The sequence below is a fragment of the Sphingomonas sp. HT-1 genome (assembly GCF_048568905.1).
Classification (GTDB): Bacteria; Pseudomonadota; Alphaproteobacteria; order Sphingomonadales; family Sphingomonadaceae; genus Sphingomonas.
In genome coordinates, this window is the sequence record NZ_CP183770.1 from 2764755 (window position 1) to 2789076 (window position 24322).

The 24322-nt window shown below is 67.8% G+C and carries 23 protein-coding genes; 11 read left to right on the plus strand and 12 right to left on the minus strand.

Annotation, left to right across the window (positions count from 1 at the left end):
• Positions 1 to 5: 5 nt before the first annotated feature.
• Positions 6 to 440 carry a DUF3576 domain-containing protein gene (locus ACNFJ7_RS12830; RefSeq protein ID WP_019369136.1) on the minus strand — a complete coding sequence of 145 codons (435 nt, stop codon included), beginning with the start codon at positions 438 to 440 and terminating at the stop codon, positions 6 to 8.
• Positions 441 to 648: 208 nt separating this feature from the next.
• On the opposite strand from ACNFJ7_RS12830, the gene ACNFJ7_RS12835 reads away from it, so the two are divergent.
• Positions 649 to 1377 carry a hypothetical protein gene (locus ACNFJ7_RS12835; RefSeq protein WP_236704426.1) on the plus strand — a complete coding sequence of 243 codons (729 nt, stop codon included), beginning with the start codon at positions 649 to 651 and terminating at the stop codon, positions 1375 to 1377.
• A 5-nt stretch (positions 1378 to 1382) separates the two neighbouring features.
• Here ACNFJ7_RS12835 and ACNFJ7_RS12840 read toward each other — a convergent pair whose 3' ends face one another.
• The gene (locus tag ACNFJ7_RS12840; RefSeq protein ID WP_019369138.1) at positions 1383 to 1913 is read right to left on the minus strand and encodes a thiamine phosphate synthase; all 531 of its coding nucleotides are present in this window, start codon (positions 1911 to 1913) and stop codon (positions 1383 to 1385) included.
• A 16-nt stretch (positions 1914 to 1929) separates the two neighbouring features.
• Here ACNFJ7_RS12840 and ACNFJ7_RS12845 point away from each other — a divergent pair, with 16 nt between their 5' ends.
• Positions 1930 to 2598, plus strand: a complete 669-nt coding sequence (locus tag ACNFJ7_RS12845; protein ID WP_019369139.1) for a YggS family pyridoxal phosphate-dependent enzyme — start codon at positions 1930 to 1932, stop codon at positions 2596 to 2598.
• Positions 2595 to 3293 (plus strand): HAD family hydrolase, encoded by a 699-nt coding sequence (locus tag ACNFJ7_RS12850; RefSeq protein ID WP_019369140.1) that lies wholly within the window; start codon positions 2595 to 2597, stop codon positions 3291 to 3293. Before ACNFJ7_RS12845 ends, ACNFJ7_RS12850 begins: the two co-directional genes overlap by 4 nt.
• A 40-nt stretch (positions 3294 to 3333) precedes the next feature.
• Here the strand turns inward: ACNFJ7_RS12850 and ribA are convergent, their stop codons facing one another.
• From ribA to ACNFJ7_RS12870, 4 genes are all read right to left on the minus strand, one after another.
• Complete coding sequence (gene ribA / locus ACNFJ7_RS12855; RefSeq protein WP_019369141.1) at positions 3334 to 4392, minus strand: GTP cyclohydrolase II; 1059 nt, start codon at positions 4390 to 4392, stop codon at positions 3334 to 3336.
• The gene (locus tag ACNFJ7_RS12860; protein WP_019369142.1) at positions 4389 to 5171 is read right to left on the minus strand and encodes an exodeoxyribonuclease III; all 783 of its coding nucleotides are present in this window, start codon (positions 5169 to 5171) and stop codon (positions 4389 to 4391) included. The genes ribA and ACNFJ7_RS12860 overlap by 4 nt, the downstream gene beginning before the upstream one ends.
• A 238-nt stretch (positions 5172 to 5409) precedes the next feature.
• Positions 5410 to 6057 (minus strand): LolA family protein, encoded by a 648-nt coding sequence (locus ACNFJ7_RS12865; RefSeq protein ID WP_019369143.1) that lies wholly within the window; start codon positions 6055 to 6057, stop codon positions 5410 to 5412.
• Between the two features lie 56 nt (positions 6058 to 6113).
• Positions 6114 to 8501, minus strand: a complete 2388-nt coding sequence (locus tag ACNFJ7_RS12870) for a DNA translocase FtsK (protein WP_019369144.1) — start codon at positions 8499 to 8501, stop codon at positions 6114 to 6116.
• Between the two features lie 141 nt (positions 8502 to 8642).
• Here ACNFJ7_RS12870 and ACNFJ7_RS12875 point away from each other — a divergent pair, with 141 nt between their 5' ends.
• The gene (locus ACNFJ7_RS12875) at positions 8643 to 9860 is read left to right on the plus strand and encodes a UbiH/UbiF/VisC/COQ6 family ubiquinone biosynthesis hydroxylase (RefSeq protein WP_019369145.1); all 1218 of its coding nucleotides are present in this window, start codon (positions 8643 to 8645) and stop codon (positions 9858 to 9860) included.
• Here ACNFJ7_RS12875 and ACNFJ7_RS12880 read toward each other — a convergent pair.
• Positions 9850 to 10065 (minus strand): DUF2007 domain-containing protein, encoded by a 216-nt coding sequence (locus tag ACNFJ7_RS12880; protein ID WP_026009079.1) that lies wholly within the window; start codon positions 10063 to 10065, stop codon positions 9850 to 9852. The genes ACNFJ7_RS12875 and ACNFJ7_RS12880 overlap by 11 nt on opposite strands.
• Positions 10066 to 10115: 50 nt before the next feature.
• On the opposite strand from ACNFJ7_RS12880, the gene ACNFJ7_RS12885 reads away from it, so the two are divergent.
• Together ACNFJ7_RS12885 and ACNFJ7_RS12890 are read left to right on the plus strand one after the other, a co-directional pair.
• A complete protein-coding gene (locus tag ACNFJ7_RS12885) occupies positions 10116 to 10361 on the plus strand; it encodes a type II toxin-antitoxin system CcdA family antitoxin (RefSeq protein ID WP_010542665.1) in 246 nt (81 codons plus the stop codon).
• Entirely contained in the window at positions 10361 to 10657 is a 297-nt protein-coding gene (locus ACNFJ7_RS12890) for a CcdB family protein (RefSeq protein WP_019369147.1), read from the plus strand. Before ACNFJ7_RS12885 ends, ACNFJ7_RS12890 begins: the two co-directional genes overlap by 1 nt.
• Here ACNFJ7_RS12890 and tldD read toward each other — a convergent pair whose 3' ends face one another.
• Together tldD and ACNFJ7_RS12900 are read right to left on the minus strand one after the other, a co-directional pair.
• Positions 10658 to 12085 (minus strand): metalloprotease TldD, encoded by a 1428-nt coding sequence (gene tldD, locus ACNFJ7_RS12895; RefSeq protein WP_019369148.1) that lies wholly within the window; start codon positions 12083 to 12085, stop codon positions 10658 to 10660.
• Between the two features lie 49 nt (positions 12086 to 12134).
• Positions 12135 to 12365 (minus strand): zinc-finger domain-containing protein, encoded by a 231-nt coding sequence (locus ACNFJ7_RS12900; RefSeq protein WP_019369149.1) that lies wholly within the window; start codon positions 12363 to 12365, stop codon positions 12135 to 12137.
• A gap of 67 nt (positions 12366 to 12432) precedes the next feature.
• Here ACNFJ7_RS12900 and ACNFJ7_RS12905 point away from each other — a divergent pair, with 67 nt between their 5' ends.
• On the plus strand, positions 12433 to 13350 hold the full coding sequence (locus ACNFJ7_RS12905; protein ID WP_019369150.1) for an ABC transporter ATP-binding protein: 918 nt from the start codon (positions 12433 to 12435) through the stop codon (positions 13348 to 13350).
• Positions 13351 to 13353: 3 nt separating this feature from the next.
• Here the strand turns inward: ACNFJ7_RS12905 and ACNFJ7_RS12910 are convergent, their stop codons facing one another.
• The gene (locus tag ACNFJ7_RS12910) at positions 13354 to 13770 is read right to left on the minus strand and encodes a hypothetical protein (RefSeq protein WP_152997766.1); all 417 of its coding nucleotides are present in this window, start codon (positions 13768 to 13770) and stop codon (positions 13354 to 13356) included.
• Between the two features lie 328 nt (positions 13771 to 14098).
• On the minus strand, positions 14099 to 14992 hold the full coding sequence (locus ACNFJ7_RS12915) for an alpha/beta hydrolase family esterase (protein WP_026009080.1): 894 nt from the start codon (positions 14990 to 14992) through the stop codon (positions 14099 to 14101).
• A gap of 93 nt (positions 14993 to 15085) precedes the next feature.
• Here ACNFJ7_RS12915 and nadB point away from each other — a divergent pair, with 93 nt between their 5' ends.
• The 4 genes from nadB to ACNFJ7_RS12935 all read left to right on the plus strand — a co-directional run bounded on the left by nadB (position 15086) and on the right by ACNFJ7_RS12935 (position 22250).
• A complete protein-coding gene (gene nadB, locus ACNFJ7_RS12920) occupies positions 15086 to 16690 on the plus strand; it encodes an L-aspartate oxidase (RefSeq protein ID WP_019369153.1) in 1605 nt (534 codons plus the stop codon).
• A gap of 133 nt (positions 16691 to 16823) precedes the next feature.
• Positions 16824 to 17933, plus strand: coding sequence for a serine hydrolase (locus ACNFJ7_RS12925; RefSeq protein ID WP_019369154.1), 1110 nt, complete (start codon positions 16824 to 16826; stop codon positions 17931 to 17933).
• 55 nt (positions 17934 to 17988) lie between these two features.
• On the plus strand, positions 17989 to 20745 hold the full coding sequence (gene polA / locus ACNFJ7_RS12930) for a DNA polymerase I (protein WP_019369155.1): 2757 nt from the start codon (positions 17989 to 17991) through the stop codon (positions 20743 to 20745).
• A 56-nt stretch (positions 20746 to 20801) separates the two neighbouring features.
• Entirely contained in the window at positions 20802 to 22250 is a 1449-nt protein-coding gene (locus ACNFJ7_RS12935) for a lipopolysaccharide biosynthesis protein (RefSeq protein WP_082664423.1), read from the plus strand.
• Positions 22251 to 22729: 479 nt separating this feature from the next.
• Here ACNFJ7_RS12935 and purH read toward each other — a convergent pair whose 3' ends face one another.
• A complete protein-coding gene (purH, locus tag ACNFJ7_RS12940) occupies positions 22730 to 24298 on the minus strand; it encodes a bifunctional phosphoribosylaminoimidazolecarboxamide formyltransferase/IMP cyclohydrolase (RefSeq protein ID WP_019369157.1) in 1569 nt (522 codons plus the stop codon).
• Positions 24299 to 24322 lie beyond the last annotated feature (24 nt).

Sequence of the window (24322 nt, forward strand, 5' to 3'; positions counted from 1 at the left end):
TCCGATTAGTTGGTCGCGACGGCCGCGCGGCGCAGGTCGCGTGCGCGGGTCAGGATGATGTCCTCGAGCTTCTGGACGGTGGCTGCCTGCACGGGGGCCGAGACCCAGGCGCCGTTGCGGTTCACTTCGCGCAGCGCCGCGACCCGCAGCGCATCGGCGCGCAGATCCTGGTCCAGCACGGTCACCGTCACCTTCATCCGTTCGGTCGGGACGTTGGGGTTCACATACCAGTCGGTGACGATCACGCCGCCGTTCGAATCGGTCTGGAGCAGCGGCATGAAGCTCAGCGTGTCGAGGCTGGCACGCCAAAGATAAGCGTTGACGCCGATGGTGGTGACCTTGGACGCCGCCAGATCGGCTTGCGGGCGCCCCTTGCCACCGCAGGCGGAGACGGAAACAGCGAGCGACCCCAGGATCGCAAAGCGCAACAGGCGGTTCATGGACGTCGTACTTCCTACCGGGCAAGGGAATGAGTGCGAGCATCTATAGGGTGTGATGTGGCGGGAGCAAGGCGCGACGCGACGGGCACCGTTGGACGATTTCTGCTTGAATCTGTGGGTATGCTGCAACACTTGGCGGAAAATCGCTGTCACCGGTGGAACGTCGGCTTCGTTTCGTGGTACGGGCACCCATAAGAGAGGAATGCAGATGCGTTTGGTTCGCTGGATGACGGGACTTGGGGTGGGGGCGCTTTGCGTCGCCGGCCTCGCCGTGTCTCCGGCGCTTCAGGCGCAAGAACGAGACCGCCTGGCAAGGGCTGCCGTTCGTTCCACGCCGCTGACGCTGAATGGCGCCGGTGGTTTCACGCCCGCCGCGGCCGATCCGAAGCTGGCTGCCGTGCTCGCGCGCAGCGGCCTCGCCGATTCGGGTTTCCGCTTCACTCCGGCCGATTCGCGTACCGGTTCAAATCGTGCGCTGATGGTCGCTGTCCGCGCCCGCTCGACGCGCGCGGTCGAAGTCGACAGCCGGATCCCCGCCGCCAAGCCCAGCGCCGTCAGTCTCGCTCCGATCGCCTATAATCTGGGCGTCTCGGTAGGTTGGCGCCGTGTCGCCCTGTCCGGGGATGTCACGCGCGTCGATCTCGTCGACCAGCCGGGCAGCCGCGAGCGCAAGGAAGTTGGCGTCAGCTACAGCGGCAAGCGCGTGAGTGGCCGGATCGCGGCGATCGACGATCGGCCGCTGGTGCAGGCGCCCGTGCTGATCGGCGAGAAGCCGAGCTATGCGCTCGATCTCGGTGGATCCTATTCGGTGTCGCGTAACCTCGCGCTGACGGCCGGCGTTCGGTACAAGAGCGAGCGCGATCGCCTGCAGCAGCTGACGAACGACAATCGCCGCGACAGCCAGGCGATCTATATCGGCACCGCCTTCCGCTTCTGATCGGTTCAGGCCGGCGCCCACGCGTCGATCGCCGCCCATCCGCGAATTCCAAACGGCTGCAGGCGTTTCGCCCGCGCCGCGTTCATTCCTCCAAGCGCGATCACCGGCCTGTCTAGCCCGCGCACCAGCAGGCCGAATCGCACCGGGCCTAGCGCCGCCGCGCCTGGGTGCGAACGTGTCGGAAAGGCGGGGGAAACGAGCAGCGCGTCCGCGCCCGCCCGGATCGCCGCCACCGCTTCGCGCCGCGAGTGCACCGGCCAGGTCGTCAGTCCGCGCCCGCGCCGGCCGTGCGTGCCCGCCTCGCCGCGCATCGGATGCGCCCCGGCGCGCAGCAGCACCAGCCTGCGCCGCCGCGCTACCTGCGCGATCCGCGCGAACAGGGCGCGTCGCTGGTCCAGGGGCAGCTGATAATGACGGAAGATGATGCCGCTGCCGCGCGGCAGCCGCTCCAGCGCATCCCATAGCCCGTCGCCCAAGCGAGGGTCGGTCATCAGCCACAGGCGCGGGATTGGGGGGTGGCGGGTCGGCATCACCATGCCTATAGCCCGCCCCATGCTTCAAGACGATGCCAGCCAGCGGCTCGCCGCGGTGCAGACCGCGATCGCCCGCGCCGCCAAGATCGCCGGCCGCCAGCCTGCCGACATCACCCTCATCGCCGTTTCCAAGACGCGCGACGCCGCGACGATCCAGCCGCTGATCGATGCCGGGCAGCGCGTGTTCGGCGAGAACCGCGTACAGGAAGCACAGGGCAAGTGGCCGCAGTTGCGCGAGACAACTTCCGGCATTGAACTGCACCTGGTCGGCCAGCTCCAGTCGAACAAGGCAGACGAAGCCGTTGCCCTGTTCGACGCGATCCACGGCGTCGACCGGCCGTCGCTGGTGGCGGCGCTGGCCAAGGCGATGGACAAGACGGATCGCCGCCCGGCCTGCTTCCTCCAGGTCAATATCGGCGACGAGCCGCAAAAGGGCGGCTGCCCGGTTGCCGATCTGCCCGCGCTGCTCGGCGAGGCAAAGACCGCCAGCCTGCCGGTCGCCGGCCTGATGTGCGTGCCGCCTGCGGGTCTGGAAGCCGCCCCCTATTTCGCGCTGCTCGCCAAGCTGGCGCGCGACCACGGGCTGGGCGGGCTCAGCATGGGCATGTCGAGCGACTACGAAACCGCGGTGACGCTCGGCGCCACCCATATCCGCGTCGGCACGGCGCTGTTCGGAGACCGCGCATGAACGAGATGACTCGCCTGCCCACCACGATCCCTGTGCGCTTCGCCGGCCTCATCTTTGACTTCGACGGGGTGCTGCTGGAGAGCGAATATGCCGGCAACAAGCAGATCGCCGACTATCTGACCAGCATCGGCCATCCGACCACGCCCGAACATTCGATGGCGAACTTCATGGGGCTGGCGGGACATGATTTCCTCGCCGCGATCGAGAACTGGATCGGCCGCGCGATCCCCGAGGGCTTCCATGAGGCCCGTGCGGAGGAAGATGCCCGCGCCTTGGCGGAGGGGCTGCCGGCGGTGGCCGGTGCGCTGCGCTTCCTCGAGAGCCTGCCCAAGGATCTGCCCAAGGCGATCGCCTCGTCGAGCCCAAGCCACTGGCTCGACACGCATCTCCGCCATCTCGGCGTCCGCGATCTGTTCGGCGACAAGCTGTTCAGCGGCCGCGAGCATGTTGCCAACGGCAAGCCGGCACCCGATCTCTACCTCCACGCTGCCGCCGCGCTGGGCGTGCCGATCGAGGATTGCGTGATCCTCGAGGATTCGCCGGTTGGCGTGACGGGCGCCGTCGCCTCGGGCGCGACGGTGATCGGGCTATGTGCGGGCGCGCACTGCGCGGCCGATCACGGCGAGCGGCTCAAGGCGCTGGGCGTGCAGCACATCGCCCATGATTTCGACGAGGTCGCCCGGCTGATCGGCTGACGGCCTTGCCGTGCTCCTGTTTCGCAGGAGCACGGTCAGTTCAAAACTCGTGCCCGGTCCGGTCGCGCTTGGTCGCCAGATACCGCGCATTGTGCGGGTTCGCCGGCAGCACGTGCGGCACGCGCTCCAGCACGTCGACACCGGCGGCGCGCAGCGTCTCCACCTTTTGCGGGTTGTTGGTGAGCAGCCGGATGCGCGGTTGGCCGAGCAGGTTCAGCATCCGCGCCGCCACCCGGAAGTTGCGCGCGTCGATCGCGAAGCCGAGCCGGGTGTTGGCGTCGACCGTGTCGAAGCCCTGGTCCTGCAGCGCATAGGCGCGCAGCTTGTTGATCAGGCCGATGCCGCGCCCTTCCTGGCGCAGATAGAGCAAGATGCCCCAGCCGCTCTTCGATATCTCCGCGATCGCGGCCTTCAGCTGCGGTCCGCAATCGCATTTCAGACTGCCGAGCATGTCTCCGGTCAGGCATTCGCTGTGCAGCCGCACCAGCGGCGCCTCGCCGTTCGGCTGGCCGATCAGCAGCGCGATATGCTCGCCCGGCATCTCGTCGGTGCGGAAGGCCACGATTTCGGCGTCCTCGGCGGCTTCAACCGGCAGTCGCGCGCGACCGACGATCCGCAGGCGATCGGCATCCTCATGTGCGTCGATATCGGCGAGGGTGATTGCGTCCCCCGCATCGCCTTCCAGCACGAAGAAGGCGGGGAGCAGCCCAGCGATCCGCGCCAGCCGCAGCGCCGCCGCCGCGGCGTCGGCCTGCACCACCGGAATCGCGCGGAAGGGGCCCTTGAGCGGCGTCGCGAGATCGAATTGCGGATCGGCGAGCGCGGTCGCCGCGTCGAAATCGAGCCAGTCGACCCGCTCGATGAGCACCGGCGCGTCCGGCGTTGCCGCATCGCGCTGGTTGGCCAGCTTCAGCGTCGCCGCGCGGCCGGCCGAGAGCAGCACCGGCGCAGCCCCGGCCGGGTCGAAATCCCTCAGCCGCGCACCGTCGGCGGTCTCGATCGCGAGCAGCCGGAGGGTGCCTTCCACGCCCCGAATGGCGATCGGCCAACCGCGGCGCAGTGCGTCCACGGCTTCGGCGGCGGCGCGCGGATTGCTCAAAAGTCGAACTCCGTCACGATCGGTACATGGTCCGAGGGCTTGATCCAGGAGCGGCACGGCTCGCACACCTTGTGCGCCACCGCCTTCTCGGCGATCTCGGGGCTGGCCCACATATGGTCGAGCCGCCGCCCGCGATCGGAGGCAGCCCAGTCTTTCGCGCGGTAGCTCCACCAGGTGTAGCAGCGCGCCGGTGCCGGGATGAACTTGCGGCCGAGATCCACCCACCCATGCGCCGCCTGGAGGCGGCCCAGCGCCTCCACCTCGATCGGCGTATGGCTGACCACGTCGAGCAGCTGCTTGTGGCTCCACACGTCCGATTCGAGCGGCGCGATGTTGAAATCGCCGGTCAGGATCGTCGGCACGTCGAGTTGGGCGGACCATTCCGTCATCCGTGCCACAAAATCGAGCTTCTGGCCGAACTTCGGGTTCACCGCTCGGTCGGGCACGTCGCCACCGGCGGGAACATAGACATTCTCGAGTCGCACGCCGTTCGGCAGCCGCACGCCGACATGGCGGGCTTCCTGGTTGGCCTGCCAGTCGAGTCGATCGTCCTCGGCCACAGGCACGCGGGCGATGATCGCCACGCCGTGGTGCATCCGCTGGCCGTGCTTGATGATGTGGGTATAGCCGAGGTCGCGGAACGGCGCTTCGGGGAAGTCGCCGTCGATCACCTTGGTCTCCTGCAGGCACAGGATGTCAGGCACCTCCTCGCGCAGGAACTGCTCGACGATGGCGATGCGAAAGCGGACGGAATTGATGTTCCAGGAGGCGATCTTCACGCGCGCCGATGTAGCAAGTCCGCGCCGAAGTACCAGTATATCATGGATGGGCCGCCCAAAAGGAAAGGCCCCCGCTCCGGGGGCAATGGAGCGAGGGCCGACCTAGCGTTCGTCACGCAGGGGGAGGGGGCATGAAGCCGGGCAACAGGGGGAAAAATCCCGGGCAGCAACCCCTTCCGCCTTGCCCTGATAGACGAGCAAACCTGTCGCTTGGATGAACGATTGCGCTATACGAAAATTAATGCGTGCGGACCTGGGTCCGCGGGTCGTTCCAGCGAAAGGCCGAGTCCGCCACCGGCCCGTTGAAGCGCTGGCTGGCCAGCCGGATCGTGGTGCGGTTGTTCTGCGCGTCCAGCGCCACCCAGCCCTGCAGCTTCAGCCCGGCCGGAGCCGTGCCGTCCTTCTGAAACACCATGGTGATGCGTCCGTATTCCGGGTGCTTCGGATCATGGATTTCGACAGAGATCACGCGCGAGTCGGCGGTTGGCTTCACCTGCGCATAGCCGCTGATGTCGCGGCCGGGATCCAGCAGCACCCGCAGCGGCGAATTGCCGGTGGGCCAGCGCTGCACCTGGCGCACCTGATAATCGATAAAATACAGGCTCTTGCCGTCGGCGACGATCAGTTGCGGCACGCCTTTCTCATATTGAAAGCGGATCTTGCCGGGTTGCTTCAGCGTCAGCACGCCGGTCACAACCCGGCCGTTGCGGTCCTCCTGCGTGAAATCGGCGGTCATCGTCGAAATGCCCTTCAGATGCTGCTGCACCTGGGCGAGCTCGGGCGCGGGGGCGGGCGCCGCCGCCACCAGCAGCGGCGCGGCGAGCATGGAAAGGGCCAAGGGGCGCGAAAACACGGGGTTCTTCTCCGAATTGCAGATCGCCGGCATAAGCGCAGCGGCTTGAATGGGCCGTGAACCCATTACCGCAGCGATTCGATCCGCCTTTAGAGCGGCCGCCCCTCGGTATCCATCAACACCTCGCGCCGGCCGACATGGTCCGGCTTGGACACCAGATTCTCGCGCTCCATCCGTTCGATCAGCCGTGCCGCCGAGTTGTAGCCGACGCGCAGCTGGCGCTGCAGCCACGAGGTCGAGGCCTTCTGGCTCTCTGCGACCAGCTGCACCGCGCGGCGATAGGTCTGCTCCTCGGGGCTGTCCTCGCCATCGGGCGCGCCCTCGAGGGTGAAGCCGCCGTCCTCGGGCTCCTCGGTAACCGCCGAGATGTAATCCGGCGCGCCCTGCGCCCGCCAGAAATCGGTGACCGCCTGGACCTCGTCGTCGCTGACGAAGGGCCCGTGGACGCGGGTGATGCCCTTGCCGCCGGACATGTACAGCATGTCGCCCTTGCCCAGCAGCTGCTCGGCGCCCTGTTCGCCCAGGATGGTACGCGAATCGATTTTCGAGGTGACGTGGAAGCTGATCCGGGTCGGCAGGTTCGCCTTGATCACGCCGGTGATGACGTCGACCGAGGGGCGCTGCGTCGCCATGATCAGGTGGATGCCCGCCGCGCGCGCCTTCTGCGCGAGGCGCTGGATGAGGAATTCGACTTCCTTGCCCGCGGTCATCATCAGGTCGGCCAGCTCGTCGACGATGACGACGATCAGCGGCAGCACCTGCAGATCGAGCGTCTCTTCCTCGTAGATCGGCTTGCCGGTCTCCGGATCATAGCCGACCTGCACCTTGCGGCCGAGCGTCTGGCCCTTGGCCTTGGCGGTGCGCACCTTGTCGTTGTAGCTCGCCAGACTGCGGACGTTGACCGAGGCCATCATCCGGTAGCGATCCTCCATCTGCTCGACCGCCCATTTGAGCGCGCGCACCGCCTTGGGCGGATCGGTCACCACGTCGGCGAGCAGGTGGGGGATGTCCTTGTACATGCTGAGTTCCAGCATCTTCGGATCGATCATGATCAGCCGGCACTGCTCGGGCGTGAGCCGATAGAGCAGCGACAGGATCATGCAGTTGAGCCCCACCGACTTGCCCGAGCCGGTGGTGCCGGCGACGAGCAGATGCGGCATAGGCGCGAGATCCGCGATCACCGGCTCGCCGGCGATGTTCTTGCCGAGCACCACGGGCAGGGTGGCGCCCTGTTCCTCGAACTGCTGGCTGCCGATCAGCTCGTGCAGGCTCACGCTTTCCCGAGTGGCGTTGGGCAGCTCGATGCCCATCACGGTGCGGCCGGGGATGGTGGCGACGCGGGCGGAGATCGCGCTCATGTTGCGGGCGATGTCGTCGGCCAGCTGGATCACACGGCTGGCCTTGATGCCGCTTGCCGGCTCCAGCTCGTACATGGTGACGACCGGGCCGGGGCGGACCTCGACAATCTCGCCCTTCACATGGAAGTCCTCGAGCACGCTTTCGAGCAGCCGGGCGTTGCGCTCCAGCGCGGCCTTGTCGACCGTCGAGGTGCGGTTGGCGGGCGGCGGGGTGAGCAGGTCGAGCGGGGGCAGCTGGTAGCTGTCCTTGAAGTCGAGCGCGGCCTGCACCGGCGGCTTCGCGCGGGCGGGGGCGGTGGAGATGGTGCGGTCGGCGATCACTGGCCCGGGGCGGTTGTCCGGGATCACCACGCGGCGCGGCTCGGCGGCGCGGGGCGGATCGCGGTCGAAGGGCAGGTCGTCGTCGTCATCGGGATCTGCCTCGAAGGCGGACACGCTCTGCGGCCGGGCGCGGAAGCCGGTGCCTTCGGGGGCGGTGACAATGCGTTCCTCACCGGTCGAGCGGGTGAAGCGTGGCATGCGGAACAGGCGCAGCGGCGAGCTGAACTCCAGCCGCATCCACCATAGCCACAACCCGCCGAGCAGCAGCAGCAGCCCGATCCCGCGCCCGACCCAGAAGGACACGGCGGGGTCTCCGGCGAGCCCGATCAGCCAGTCCACGCCGCCGGCGATCGACAGCCCGATCAGCCCGCCCATGCCGGCGGGCAGCCGCCAGTCGAGCGGCAGCGACCAGTCGAAATGGAGCAGCCCGAGCCCGATCGCGGCCAGCGCGGCAGCAACCGCCGCGCTGCCGATCATCCGGCGGGGGCGCTCGATCGGCCGGTCAATCATCATCCGATGCGCGGAGAGCAAGCCGACGGGGGCGAGCAGCAGCACCGGCAGGCCGATCAGCGTGTAGAGAATGTCGGCGATCCAGGCGCCCACCGGGCCCAGCCAGTTGCGCGCCGGGCCGCCAGCGGCGGTGTTCAGCGCCGGATCCGAGGCATGGTAGCTGACCAGCGCCAGCACCAGCGCGACCGTCAGCACGAACAGTGCCGTGCCCGCCAGGACGAATCCGCCGCGACGGACGCCCGCCTTCATCGTGTCGCGCCAATGCGGCGCCTCTGCGCGGGACGCCATCGTCCAGCCTCCGGATCTGCAAGGAAAACTCTCGGAATCATCGCGCCTGCGGAGTCCGGCGTCAAGGCAGGGCCCCTCCGTTCGCCGCCCTGCACCTGTTGACGGCTGGCAGGGGCGTGCGAACCTGCTAGGGCGGTCTTTATGGACCAGGCGGACATTCTCATCCTCGGCGGCGGGCTGGTCGGCAGCGCGCTGGCGGTTGCGCTCGACGCGCATGGCATCAGTTCGATCGTGATCGATCCGGCGGACCCGGAAACCATCCTCGCCGCGAGCTTCGACGGCCGCGCCTCGGCGATCGCGAGCGCGCCGATGCGGATGTTCGAGGCGATCGGCGTCGCCGGGCGGCTGGCGGGGAAGGGGTGCCCGATCGAGGGCATCCGCGTCTCCGACGGGCTGGCGCCGGGCAAGCTCGACTTCGCGCCGGACGCCGATGACGGCGCGCTCGGCCATATGTTCGAGAACCGCGTGCTACGCACCGCGCTGTTCGAGGCGGCGCAGGCGGCGCCGCTGGCAGACGTGCGGATGCAGACGCGCGCAGTCTCGGTCGAACGCGGCCCGCACGGCGTGGTGGCGACGCTCGATTCGGGCGCGACGGTGCGTGCGCAGCTGCTGATCGCGGCGGAGGGACGCAATTCGCCCACCCGCGATTCGGCGGGCTTCAAGGTCGCGCGCTGGACCTATGACCATGCCGCGATGATCGCGACGCTGGGCCACGAGCGCAGCCACGAGAATATCGCCTTCGAGATCTTCTACCCCCAGGGCCCGTTCGCCATCTTGCCGCTGCTCGACGACGAAAACGGCCATCGCTCGGCGGTGGTGTGGACCGTCCATGCCCGCGACGCGGCGGCGATGCACAAGATCTCGGACCGCGCCTATCTGGCCGAGGCCGAGAAGAAGATGGGCGGATTTCTCGGCAAGCTGGGGCCGCTGTCGGCGCGCTCCTCCTATCCGCTGGGATTCCACCACGCCGCCTGGATCACCGCCGAGCGGCTGGCGCTGGTCGGCGACGCGGCGCACGGCATCCATCCGATCGCGGGGCAGGGCGTCAATGTCGGCTTCCGCGACGTGGCGACCTTGGTCGAGGTGCTGGTCGACGGCAAAAGGCTGGGGCTCGACATGGGCGATCCCGAGCTGCTCGCCCGCTACCAGCGCTGGCGTGGGCTCGACACCTTCATGGTTTCGCTGGCAACCGACGGGCTCACCCGGCTGTTCGGCATCCCCGGCGCGCTGCCCAATGCGGTGCGGCGCTTCGGCCTGTCGGCGGTGGACCGGATCCCGCCGCTCAAGTCCTGGTTCATGGGCGAGGCGCGCGGCGAGAGCGGCGACGTGCCCAAGCTGCTCCAGGGGATTACGGCGTAGGGCCACCCGCCGCGTCGACGATGGCACGGGCGGCGGCGAGGTCCTCGTCGTCGACCATCACCCGCACCGGGATCAGCAGATAGCTGCCGTCGGCGATGCTGGCGCCGGCGTCGAACACGAAGCTGGGGATGTCCTCATCCTCCAGCCGCCCCTGGACGATGAAGGCTTCCTGCCGGTTGAACCGGCCGAGTTCGACGAGTGCCATGCCGGCCTCCGATGATTGACGCGCATGGGGCATGCGCATAGCTTATCCGCATGAAGCACGATCCGATCGCGTCCGGCAAGCGCAAGGCGGTGAACCTGTCGCTCGACACGGGCGTGGTGGCTGCGGGGCGTGAAGTGGGCCTGAATCTCTCCCAGGTCTGCGAAGCCGCAATCCGCGCCGCCGCCAAGGCAGAGCGCGACCGGCGTTGGCAGGAAGAGAATCGCGAATGGGCCGAAGCCCATAACCGCTGGGTCGAAGAGAATGGATTGCCGCTCGAGCGCTATCGTCTGTTCTGATGGCGCAATTCGACGTGCATCGACTGGCGGGCGGTGGTCTGGTGATCGACTGCCAGGCCGATGGTCTCGCAACGATCGGTACGCGCTTCGTCATTCCGCTCGCGAAGCCTGGCGAAAGCGCCCCGACGACGCCGCGACTGCATCCGCAATTCGACGTGAACGGTGAGACGTGGGTGCTGATGACGGAATTCGCCGCCGCGATTCGCACCGCCGAGTTGCGCGAGCGGGTCGGATCGCTGGCCGAGGAGCGTTTCCGCATCCTCGGCGCGATCGACGTGCTTACCGGTAGCGGCTGATCACGCCGCCGTCCCGCCCACCGTCAGTCCTTCCACCAGCAGCGTCGGCTGACCGACACCGGCGGGGACCGACTGGCCCCCCTTGCCGCACATGCCAATGCCCTCGTCGAGCGCGAAGTCGTTGCCGATGCCGGTCACGCGGTGGAGCACGGTCGGCCCGTCGCCGATCAGCGTCGCGCCCTTGATCGGGGCGCCGAGCTTGCCGTTCTCGATGAGGTACGCCTCGGTGCACGAAAATACGAACTTGCCCGAGACAATGTCGACCTGCCCGCCGCCGAAGCTCTTGGCATAGATGCCCTTCTTCACGCGCGTGAGCAGCTCGGCGGGATCGTCCTTGCCGCCCTTCATGAAGGTGTTGGTCATCCGCGGCATCGGCGCGTGCTGGAACGACTCACGACGCCCGTTGCCGGTCGGCTCGACGCCCATCAGCCGGGCGTTGAGGCGGTCCTGCATATAGCCCTTGAGGATGCCGTCCTCGATCAGCACCGTCTCGCGCGTCGGCGTGCCTTCGTCGTCGATCGAGAGCGAGCCGCGGCGATCATGGATCGAGCCGTCGTCGACCACGGTCACGCCCGGTGCCGCGACGCGCTCGCCGATGCGGCCGGAAAAGGCGCTGGTGCCCTTGCGATTGAAATCGCCCTCCAGGCCATGGCCCACCGCCTCGTGCAGCAGCACGCCCGGCCAGCCGGGGCCGCACAGCACGGTCATGTCGCCTGCCGGCGCTGCAACGGCATCGAGATTGACCACCGCCTGCGCCAGCGCCTCGTCGATCGCACGGTTCCAGGTCTCGGGCTGGAACAGCCGGTCATAGACCACCCGCCTGCCGGTGCCGAAGCTGCCCGTCTCGCGGCGGCCATTCTGCTCGACCACGACGGAAACGTTGAGCCGCACCAGCGGCCGCACATCGGTGGCGACGAAGCCGTCGGCGCGCACCACTTCCACGACGCTCCACTGGCCGGTGAGGCTCACCGACACCTGCTTCACCCGCGGATCGCGCGCGCGGGCGGCGGCGTCGATCGTCTGGCACAAATTCACCTTGTCGGCGAAGGGCACCAGGTCGAGCGGATCCGCATCGGTGTAGAGGTGGCGGTTGTTGCCCTGCGGCGGCGGCGCCTTGCCCTGCTTGGCCGGATCGATCAGCGCCATCGTTTCGGCAGCGCGGCGGATCGCGGCGGCGCTGATCTCGTTGGCGTGCGCGAACGCCGTCGTCTCGCCCGAGACCGCGCGCAGGCCGAAGCCCGACTGCGTGTCATAGGCGGCGGTCTTCAGCCGGCCGTCGTCGAAGCCGAATGCTTCGGACTTGCGATATTGCAGATAGAGCTCGCCATCCTCGGCCTGGCCCAGCGCATCGGCGGTCAGGCGAACGGCAGCGTCGGGATCGAGCCCGTCGCGATAGAGGAAGGCGCGGGGATCGGTGGGAATGCTCATCCACCCGATATAGGAGGCGCGTGCGCAGAGTCACGCGCTCCCGCGACGATCAGATGCTGGCGCCTGCCGGATGATCGGGCAGCTGGCTCTGGTCGGCGCCGTCGGCGGGGCCGCCGATCAGCACGAAGCGGCGGTCGCAATAGCCGCAATCGACATAGCCGCTCTCGTCGATCTGAAGATAGACGCGCGGATGGCCGAGCGCTGCGGGCAGGCCGGGGCCGGTGCCGTCGCAGGCAACGCGGGCGTGGGCGGTACGGATGACTTCGGGCGGGGCGATCATGTCCCGCGCCTTAGCAAAGCGCGCGGGGGCTCGCAATCGGATGCGCAGGGTCTTAAAGCTGCGCCCCATGACCCAGGCTGCGATCGCGATCGACACTCTCTGCAAGACCTATTCCGGCGGCAAGCGCGCGCTGGACGGGGTGAGCTTCGAGGTGCCGCGCGGGCAGATCTTCGGCCTGCTCGGCCCCAATGGCGCCGGCAAGTCGACGCTGATCAACATCCTGGCGGGGCTGGTCAACAAGACCGACGGCAAGGTCTCGATCTGGGGCTTCGACATCGATGCGCACCCGCGCAATGCCAAGGCGAGCATCGGCATCGTCAACCAGGAGATCCTGTTCGATCCCTTCTTCACGCCCAAGGAGACGCTGGAGATCCAGGCGGGGCTGTACGGCGTGACCAAGGACAGGTTCGATGCGATGGCGCTGCTCCGCGCGGTGCATCTGGAAGACAAGGCCCATGCCTATTCGCGCACGCTTTCGGGCGGCATGAAGCGGCGGCTGATGGTCGCCAAGGCAATGGTCCATTCGCCGCCGATCATCGTGCTCGACGAGCCGACCGCGGGCGTCGACGTGGAACTGCGCCAGCAGCTCTGGGCCTATGTGAAGCAGCTCAACCAGCGCGGCGTCACGGTGGTGCTGACGACGCACTATCTGGAGGAAGCCGAGGAGCTGTGCGACCGCATCGCGATCATCAACCACGGCCAGCTGATCGCCAACAAGCCCACGCGCGAGCTGGTCGGCATGGCGCAGGAAAAGGTGGTCGAGGTGACGGTGGACCGCGACATCGCCGCGGCACCGGACAATGCCTGCTTCCAGAAGGTGGAGCTGAAGGGCGAGCGGGTGCTGGTGATCACCTATCGCAAGGATCAGGCGAACGCCGGCGAAGTGCTGGGCGCGGTGCAGGCGGCGGGGCTGGGGATCGTCGATGTGTCGACGCGCGAGGCGGATCTGGAGGATGTGTTCCTGAACCTGACGCGGGCGGCGTAGGGCTCAATCGACTGCGGGCGCTGAAAGCGGATCACTCGCCTTGTAGGTGATGTTTGCTCCCTTTGCAGAAGACAGCTGCTTGAAGACGCGCGCTTTCGAAGCGCGGGCGACGGATAGCTTGCCGGGTGCGACCCAGGCGACGCTCGTCCAGACCGCCCCACCGCCGGCATCAGCGGCGGCTCCATGGTCGCTATCGGCAACAAAGACATCGATCGCTGCGCTTGGAGAGTCACTAGCGCGACGAATGCTAACTACCGTTGCGTAATCGGACGTTGCGCCGCAGTTTCTGACAGACGTGACGGCGATACGATTGCTCCCCGGATCACGAGCGACATGCAACGTTTCCGAGGAGCAAAGCGAATCCCTGCCGCAACCGCTGGGAAGGATCAGCACGCCGCAAAGAAGAAGTCTCGTCTTCATAGGGTGCTCGCGTCGGTAGCAGCTATTGAGCCTTCGCCGATGATGCGCCCATCCCAGAGGTAGAAATGTCCAGCCTCCGCAAGCGCTGGCACCGCCTGTTCGGGGCTGAGGAATGCAAAGCCGATCCGTCGCCGTTCGCCCGGATGTAGCGGTTGGTCGCGCAGCAGGAGAAGCGAGTCCCATCCGGATATCGGTTGCTCCTTTGATACGATCAGGAGGCACCCGAAGCCCGGGAGGGCGGGGCCGGCCCTCCCGCCATTCGCGGTTTCGTACAGCCAGATATCCGCAACGAGGTGCGGCTCGGCGTCCCGCTGAACGTCAAGCTTGCTCACTGCCGATGCTTCACGAAGAAGCCCCACATCGCCTCGTTGTCCGCCACCCAGACGTGACCGGCGCCGTGCTTCACCCGGCCGGCCACCTCCGCGCCGCCCGAGCAGCGGCTGAATCGTTCCTCCTTCACGTCGGTCGAAACTTCGCGCTCCACCGGCCCAACACGGCACCCGTTCAGGTCCGCCCAGCGGGCCAGCGCGGTGTGCATCGTGTACTGCCAATAGCCCGCGCCGCCGCCCTGCACCGGGTTGGTGGTGTCGGCGTCGCCGGCGAAGGCCAGCACCGGCATCGGACGCGCGGGCGTGCAGGTCGCCGGATCGGGGACGCGGGGCAGGTCCTTGCGCGGATTGCCGGCGCGCAGGCCGACCACCGGCGCGATCGCGGCGAAGCGGTCCGCCGCGACGCAGCCGAGCCAGGAGGTCATCCGCCCGCCGCCCGAATAGCCCGTGGCGTAGATGCGCGCGCGATCCACGCAGCCCTTGGTCGCCAGCTGGTCGATCGCGGTCTGCACGAAGGCGACGTCGTCGGCGTCGGCCGGTCCGGGAACCTTGCCGGTCACCGTCGGCACGCCCGGGATGTTCCACACAAAACCGCCTTCCGCCGGGATGCCGCCATCGGGCGCGGCGAGAAGGAAGCCGTGGCGGTCCGCGGTCGCCTCCAGCTTCGACTGGGCGAGGATGTCGCGGCCCTTGCCGGTGCTGCCGTGGAACACGAACACCAAAGGCAGCCGGGCGGCGCTGCGACCGGCAGGCACATGCACCAGCATCGAGCGCCCGGTGCCTTCGATCGCCACCGGCACCGTCGTCCCCGCTGGCCCAAGCCGGCATGTCGCCGCCTGCGCCGAGCCGCTGCCGAACAGCGCCGCCACTCCGATCCACCAGCCTAACCGCATGCATCTCTCCTCTTCGCTAACCCCTATGGTCCAAGGGTAGGGATTGCGGAACCCGCCCCATGCGGGCTTAAAGCGCCGCAAAGGAGTGCCTCTTTGTCCGACACCACCCACCAAAGCGATGTCCTGGTCCTCGGTTCCGGCGCGGCGGGGCTCACCACCGCGCTCCATCTGGCCGACCGGTTCAAGGTGACGGTGCTGGCCAAGGGGGGCTTCGCCGAGGGCTCGACCGCCTGGGCGCAGGGCGGCATCGCCGCGGTGCTGGAAGACGGCGACACCTTCGAAAGCCATATCGAGGACACGATGGTCGCCGGTGCCGGCCTCAACGACCGCGCGACGGTGGAGATGGTGGTCGAGAACGCGCCCGCCGCGATCGAGCGGCTGGTGAAACTGGGCGTGCCGTTCAACACCGAGGGCAATGCGCTCCACCTCACCCGCGAGGGCGGCCACAGCCATCGGCGTATTGCCCATGTCGACGATGCCACCGGCCTCGCCGTGCAGACCGCTTTGCTCCGCGCCGCGCAGGCGCATCCGAACATCACGCTGGTGCCCGACATGGTGGTGATCGACCTCGCCACCAGCCGGCACGAACTCCGCTATTCGGGCGCGGGCAACGTCTGGGGCGTCTATGCCTTCAACCGCGCGACCAACCGCGTCGAGCTGTTCACCGCGCGCGCGACGGTGCTGGCGACGGGCGGGGCGGGGCGCACCTATCTCTTCTCCACCGCCCCGCGCGGCGCGACCGGCGACGGCATTGCGATGGCGTGGCGCGCGGGCTGCCGCATCTCGAACATGGAGATGATGCAGTTCCACCCGACCTGCCTCTACAATCTCGACGTCAAGAACTTCCTGATCACCGAGGCGGTGCGCGGCGAGGGCGGGCATCTGCTGCTGCCCCCCGATGCCGGCGAGGAAGCGGGCCACCGCTTCATGCCCGATTTCGATCCCCGGCTGGAGCTGGCCCCGCGCGACATCGTGGCGCGGGCGATCGACCATGAGATTAAGCGGCTCGGCCTCGACTATGTCCATCTCGACATCAGTCACATGGGTGCCGAATTCGTCCAGCACCATTTCCCGACCATCTACCACCGGCTGCTCGACCTCGACATCGACATGACCAAGGAGCCGATTCCCGTGGTCCCCGCCCAGCATTACACCTGTGGCGGCGTGGTGATCGATCGCGACGGGCGCACCGATCTGCCGGGCCTCTATGCGGCGGGCGAGGTAAGCCAGTCGGGCCTGCACGGGGCCAATCGCCTGGCGTCCAACTCGCTGCTCGAGTGCTTCGTGTTCGGCGAGGCGGTGGCGAATCACATCAGCGCGCATTGGGGCGATCTCGCGCCGCCGCCGGCGATCCGGCCCTGGGACGAAAGCCGCGTGACAGACTCCGACGAGGAAGTCGTCATCAAGCAGAACTGGACCGAGATCCGCCGGTTCATGTGGAACTATGTCGGCATCGTCCGGTCGACCAAGCGGCTGGAACGCGCCGCGCACCGCATCAAGCTGCTGCGCGAGGAAGTCGCCGACTATTACGGCCATTTCCGCGTTACGCCGGATCTGATCGAACTGCGCAATCTGCTCGAAAGCGCCGACCTGATCGTCCGCTCCGCGCTGCATCGCAAGGAAAGTCGCGGCCTGCACTATACGCTCGATTACCCGGACACGCTGGCGGAGGCGGTGGATACGGTGCTGGTGCCGTGATCGCGCGGCGGGCGGCCGCACATCTCGTCGCTCCCTCGACTCGGTTCGTCGTATTGCGGGAAGCCCGCGCTTTGCCCATCTTCGGTGCAGACGCATGATGGGAGTGGGCAAGAGGTTGGTTGCGGTGCGTAAAATGCGGTTCTCCAAGGTCGAGCGTGCGCTGACCGTCGCGGGACTAGGGCCGGCGGTGCTGCTGGGCTGCGCGGTGCACGAACGTCCCGAACTCGCCGCCTATCTGCCTGCCCCCAGTTACGGCGTGCTGCTGCCGATCCCGCCCGCCCATGCCGCGCCGCGCCCCGAAGTGCCCGCGCCGACAGGGCTGGTGAATCGCCTCGCCGATCTCGCCCATGGGTTCGAGGGCGTCGTCGGCATCGCGGTGACCAGCGTCGACCGCAACTGGACCGCGTCGCAAGGCGGCGCGCGCAAGCTGCCGCAGCAGAGCGTCTCGAAGCTGTGGGTGGCGATGACCGTGCTCGACCAGGTCGATCAGGGCCGCATCCGGCTCGAGGATCCGCTGGTCATCACCCGTGCCGATTTCACCTTGTTCCATCAGCCGGTCGCCTCGCTGGTCAAGGGCGACCAAGGCTATCACAGCACCGTGGGCGAAATCCTGCGCCGCGCGCTGACGATGAGCGACAATACCTGCAACGACAAGCTGCTGCGGCTGGTCGGCGGGCCGCCGGCGGTGCGCTCGTTCATCGCGCGCAACGCGCTGGGGCCGATCCGCTTCGGCCCGGGCGAGAAGCTGCTCCAGCTCGGCACCTCGGGGCTGCCCGCCTGGAAGCCCGAATATTCGATGGGCAACACCTTCGCCGTCGCGCGTGCCCAGCTGCCGCGCGCCACCCGCGTCGCCGCCTTCCAGTCCTATGTCGCCGACCCGCCCGATGGCGCGGCGCCGCTCGCCATCGCCGGCGCGCTCGCCCGGCTGAAGCGCGGCGAACTGCTCTCGCCCGTCTCCACGCAGTGGCTGATCGCGACGATGCAGGCCTCGCACACCGGCAAGTATCGCCTGCGCGGCGCGCTGCCGCCGGGGTGGCAGCTCGCCCACAAGACCGGCACCGGGCAGGATCTGTTCGGCCGCACGGCGGGCTATAACGACGTCGCGCTGCTCACCGCGCCGGACGGCCGTTCCTATGCGCTGGCGGTGATGATCGGCGATACGCCGCGGCCGATCAACGAGCGCCAGCTGCTGATGCAGGGCGTGGTGCGCGCGATCGTCGCCGAGCATCAGGCAGGCGTCTGAAAACAAGGGCCCGGCGGGATGACGCGGGGCCCGTGCGCTGCTATCTCCCGCTCGCATGCCCCACCTCTATCTCGTCGACGGCTCCAGCTATATCTTCCGCGCCTATCACCGGCTGCCGCCGCTGACGAACAAGCATGGCGAACCGGTGGGCGCGGTCTATGGCTACACCGCCATGCTGTGGAAGCTGGTCGATGCGCTGCACAAGGCCGACGGTCCCACCCATATGGCGGTGATTCTCGACAAGTCCGAGCACACCTTCCGCAACGATCTCTACGATCAGTACAAGGCACACCGGCCGCCGGCTCCGGAAGATCTGGTCCCCCAGTTCCCGATGATCCGCGACGCCACGCGCGCCTTCAGCCTGCCTTGCATTGAGGAACTGGGCTGGGAGGCCGATGATCTGATCGCCAGCTATACCAAGGCGGCGCTGGCGCAGGGCTGGGCGGTGACGATCGTCAGCTCCGACAAGGATCTGATGCAGCTGATGACCGATCCGTCCGTCGACATGCTCGATACGATGAACAACAAGCGCATGGGCCCGGACGACACGCGCGAGAAGTTCGGCGTCGGGCCCGAGAAGCTCGGCGAAGTGCTCGCGTTGATGGGCGACAGCGTCGACAATGTTCCCGGCGTGCCCGGCATCGGCCCCAAGACCGCCGCCAAGCTGATCCTGGAGCATGGCGATCTCGAATCGGTGCTCGCCGCCGCGCCCGACATGAAGAAGGGCAAGCTGCGCGACAATCTGATCGAGCATGCCGAGATGGCGCGGCTCAGCCACCAGCTCGTCACGCTCGCCTGCGACGTGCCGCTGCCCGAACCGCTCGACGCGCTGGAGCTGCAGGGCATCCCCGACGCGCCGCTGCGCGCGTTCCTGGAGCATCACGGCTTCAAGACATTGCTCTCTCGCCTGTCCTCTGTCGCCGATGCGCCGGTGGAGACACACGACGCGCCCGGCGTCGAGGAAGACCCGCCCTGCGCGCATGACGGCTATGAGACCGTCACCGATCTGACCGCGCTCGATCGCTGGATCACCGTCTCGCGCCATCAGGGCTGGGTGGCGATCGACACCGAGACGACCGGGCTCGACGCGACCCAGGCCGATCTCGTCGGGGTCAGCATGGCGCTGGCGCCCAACCTCGCCTGCTATATCCCGCTCGGCCATGGCGGCACCGACATGTTCGCCGAGAAGCCGGTGCAGATCGATCGGGCCAAGGCGCTCGCCCGATTGAAGCCGCTGCTGGAGGACCCCGCCGTTCTCAAGATCGGCCACAACCTGAAGTACGACATGATTGTGCTCGGCCGCGCGGGCATCCGCGTGGCGCCCTATGACGACACGATCGTGATGAGCTTCGATCTCGATGCCGGCCTGCACGGCCACGGCATGGACGAGCTCGCCGCCACCCATCTCGCGCACAGCTGCATCGCCTATAAGGACGTGGTCGGCACGGGGAAGAGCCAGCTCCATTTCGGCCAGGTCGATCTCAAGGCCGCGACACGCTACGCCGCCGAGGATGCCGACGTCACGCTGCGGCTGTGGCGGCGGCTCAAGCCGCGGCTCGCCTATGAGAGCGTGACCCGCGTCTATGAGAGCGTCGATCGCCCGCTCGTCACGGTGCTCGCCGAGATGGAGAGCACCGGCATCAAGGTCGATGCCGCGGTGCTTTCGAAGCTCTCGTCCGACTTTGCGCAGCAGATCGCGACCCTGGAGGAAGAGATCCACGCGATCGCGGGGTTCAAGTTCACCATCGGCAGCCCGAAGCAGCTCGGCGACGTGCTGTTCGACAAGATGGGGATCAAGGGCGGGCGCAAGGGCAAGTCGGGCGTCTATTCCACCGACGTCAACGAGCTGGAGCGCATCGCCGCCGATAAGGATTCGCCCGGCCGCGAGATGGTGCTCAAGGTGCTCGACTGGCGCCAGCTCTCCAAGCTCAAGTCCACCTATACCGATGCGCTGCAGGCGCAGATCAATCCGCAGACGGGCCGGGTCCACACCAGCTACAGCCTCACCGGCGCGCAGACCGGGCGGCTCTCCTCGACCGACCCGAATCTGCAGAACATTCCCGTTCGCACCGAAACCGGCCGCCAGATCCGCGACGCCTTCGTGGCCGAGCCGGGCAATGTCATCCTCTCGGCCGACTATTCGCAGATCGAGCTGCGTCTCGCCGCGCACATCGCCGACGTGCCGGCGCTGCGCACCGCGTTCGCGAACGGCGACGACATCCACAGCATGACCGCGATGGAGCTGTTCGGCGAAGTGAACCGCGATACCCGCGGTCGCGCCAAGACGATCAACTTCGCGATCCTCTACGGCATCTCGCGCTGGGGCCTGGCCGGTCGGCTCGACGTGACGCCGGACGAGGCACAGGCGATGATCAATCGCTATTTCGAGCGCTTCCCGGGCATCAATCGCTACATCGCCGACACGCTGCGCGAGGCGAAGGAGCGCGGCTACACCACCACCTTGTTCGGCCGGAAGACGCACTTCCCGAGGCTCAAGTCGCCCAATCCCAACGAGCGCGCCGGCAGCGAGCGTGCCGCGATCAACGCGCCGATCCAGGGCACCAGCGCCGACATCATCAAGCGTGCCATGGCCCGGATGGGGCCCGCGCTGCGCGAGGCGGGGCTGCACAACGTCCGCATGCTCCTCCAGGTGCACGACGAACTGGTGTTCGAGCTGCCCGAGGGCGATGTCGAGGCCGCCCGGCCGATCATCGAGCGGGTGATGGCCACCGCTGCCGAACCCGCGATCCGGCTGACCGTGCCGCTCGGCGTCGAAATCGGCGTCGGGCCCAGCTGGGGCGCCGCGCATTGAGCCAGGCAGAAGCGTCCAAGGACATCAACGCGCTCGCCAAGGGCGGGCGCACCAACATGCTTGGCTTCCTGATCCGGCTGGTCGCGCGGCTGCCCTTCCTGTTCATCGCCGGTCGCGCCTATGGGCCGGAGATTGTCGGTCGTTACGCCATTGTCGTGCTGGTGGTGGAATTCGTCGCGCTCGTCGCCACCCTGGGCCTCAAGCGCGGCCTCGCCCAGGCGCTGTCGAGCACCAGCCGCCCGCACACCCATGTCGTGTGGGATGCGATGATGGTGGCGCTGGTTGCCGGCCTGATCGCCAGCTTCGTGCTGATCCTTTTCCCCCAGGCGCTGTTTCCCAACAGCGCCGTAATGGGGCTGGAACGCTTCCTGCCGCTGGTGGTGATCGCGATCGCCCTGTCGGATGTGTCGCTGTCTGCGCTCGCCTATCGTCACAATATCGGCGCCTCGGTCACCGCGCGGGCGATCGTCGAGCCTTGGACGATCAGCATCGCCGCCTGGGCCTTCTCCTTCGTGTCGACGCGCGACGGGCTGCTGATGGCCTATGTCCTGTCGATGAGCGCGGCGCTGATCGCCTCGATCGTGCCGTTCGTGCGCGAATATGGCCTGCCGGTCGGCTGGCGGCCGCGGCTCGCGGAAATCTGGGGCCTTGCTCGGCTGAACGCCCCGCTCGCGGGCGCGGACGCGATCGAATGGGCGACGCGCAACGTCGATCGCTTCATCCTCGGCCTGCTCTTCGCGCCATCGGTGGTCGGCATCTATTACATGGCGCAGCAGGTCGCCTCGGTGCCGCAGCGGCTGAAATCGAGCTTCGATCCGATCCTCGGCCCGGTCATCACCCAAAGCCTGGCGGCTGGCGATCGGCCGGCGGTGGCGCGTCAGGTGCGCCAGGTCGGCTTCTGGATCCTGTGCGCGCAGGCCGGGCTGGCGGTGCTGTTCTCTGTTCCCGCCGAAGGGGTGATGGGCCTGCTCGGCCGCGAATTCGTGATCGGCGCCGGCGTGCTGTGCATCCTGCTGTTCGCCGAGGTGTTCGCTTCGCCCGGCGCAGTCTGCGAAACCGCTTTGGTCTATATCGCCCGGCACACCAATCTGATGATCTCGGTCGGCGTGCTGCTGCTCCAGATCGGCCTCAGCTTCGCACTGATTGTCGTCGCGCGTGGCCAGGGCTGGTCGGTGCCGATCCAGTCGGCGGCGCCGGCGGTGGCGCTGGCGCTGGCGCTGACGATCGGATCGGTGGCCAAGGGCTTGCTGCTGCAGGCCAAGCTCGGCGCGCCGGTGGTGACCATCCGTCCGAGCTTCTTCGCGGCGATCGCGATCGCCGGGCTGGTCGGCGCGGCCTTCATGTCGTTGCCGCACCACTATGAATGGGCGGAAATGACCTTCGGCATGCCGGCCATGGTGGCGACATTCCTCTACGTCATCATCCGCTTCGGCTTCGGCCCCGAAGACCGCGCGCTGTTCCGCAAGGTGCCGCGCGCCGAGGCGGTCGCGGCGGAAGCGGCCTGAGCGTTTCCCCCCGGCAGCGCTGGGTAAGGGCCCCCATTCGGCGCGACGCGTGTAGGGGCAGGCGGTACTGGCGCCTGACGGCAGCCACTCCCAATTCGGGCGAAAGCCGCAATCCTTGGGGTCTCCATATCGGCGCCTGCTCGCAGCGAAAGGCAAATGGAACCCGGCGGCGCCGGGAGGGCGGCGGAGAGCGGAGCGCACCAACCTTGTTCCGCCCCCGCTGATCCCCATATGTTCTTCTTCGCTCTTTGAACCCGTGAGCCACCCTGTCGCGCGCGTTCCGCACACGCGCGATATCCCGAACTGCACCCCCGCACGATCGCGCGAGAGCCTAAACTTCCTAAACTTAAGCTCGGCCGAAAACTGCGCAGGCGCCTAAACTTCGTAAACTTAGGCTCGGCCAAAAACCGCACACGAACCTAAACTTCCTAAACTTAAGGCTGCACGCCGCGCCCATCAGAGGCGCGGCGCCCGCTGCCTTAATGCCGGAAGTGGCGCATGCCGGTGAACACCATCGCCAGCCCTGCTTCGTCGGCCGCGGCAATGACTTCGTCGTCGCGGATCGAGCCGCCCGGCTGGATCACCGCGGTCGCGCCGGCTTCTACTGCCGCCAGCAGGCCGTCGGCGAAGGGGAAGAAGGCGTCCGACGCCACCGCCGAGCCGATCGTGCGCGGCGTGGCCCAGCCGGCCTTGTCCGCTGCGTCCTTCGCCTTCCACGCCGCGATGCGGGCGCTTTCCAGGCGATTCATCTGGCCGGCGCCGACGCCTGCCGTGCTGCCGTCCTTGGCATAGACGATCGCGTTCGACTTGACGTGCTTGGCCACCGTCCAGGCGAACAGGCAGTCGGCCAGTTCCTGCTCGGTCGGCTGGCGCTTGGTGACGACCTTGAGCTGGTCGCGCGTGACGATGCCGTTGTCGCGGCCCTGGACCAGCCAGCCGCCGGCGATCGACTTGGCGAACAAACCTGCACGAGCGGGGTCCGGCAGTTCGCCGGTCAGCAGCAGGCGGAGATTCTTCTTCGCCGCGAACAGCGCCAGCGCTTCCTCGTCGGCGTCGGGCGCCACCACCACTTCGGTGAAGATGCCGGTGATCTGCTCGGCGGTCGCGCGGTCGAGCGGGCGGTTCACCGCGATGATGCCGCCGAACGCCGAGACGGTGTCGCAGGCGAACGCCGCCGCATAGGCCTCGGCGAGGGTCGCGCTGCTCGCCACGCCGCAGGGATTGGCGTGCTTCACGATCACCGCGGTCGGCGGGCCGTCGCGGAATTCGCTGACCAGCTCGAGCGCCGCATCGGCGTCGTTATAGTTGTTGTAGCTCAGCTCCTTGCCCTGCACCTGCCGGGCCTGGCCGATGCCGCGCGCCGACGCACCGGTCGCAGCGTAGAAGGCCGCCTGCTGGTGCGGGTTCTCGCCATAGCGCAGCGCCTGTCCGCGGTTGAGCGAGATATTGAGCGTTTCCGGGAAGGCTTCGCCCTGGTCGGCGAAGGCGAACCAGCTGGAGATCATCGCGTCATACGCCGCGGTGGCGGCATAGGCCTTGGCGGCGAATTTGCGGCGCTGCTCCAGCGTCGTCGTGCCGCCCATCACCAGTGCATAGTCCGCCGGGTCGGTGACGATCGCCACCGATTCATGGTTCTTGGCGGCCGAGCGGACCATCGACGGGCCGCCGATGTCGATATTCTCGATGATCTCGTCCCGGTCGGCACCCTTGGCGACGGTCTGGGCGAAGGGATAGAGGTTCACCACGACGAGATCGATCGGTGCGATCTCGTGCTCGGCCATCGATGCCTGATGCTCGGGATTGGTGCGCACCGAGAGCAGGCCGCCATGCACCTTGGGATGCAGCGTCTTCACCCGGCCGTCCATCATCTCGGGGAAGCCGGTCAGGTCCGAGATGTCGCGGACTTCCAGTCCGGCATTACGCAGGGCGGTAGCGGTGCCGCCGGTCGAGACGAGCTCGACGCCCTGGGCGGCCAGAGCCTGGCCGAGTTCGACGATCCCGGTCTTGTCGGAGACCGAGAGGAGTGCGCGGGTGATCTTGATGTCCATGGCCCGCCCCTCTCCCGGATCAGG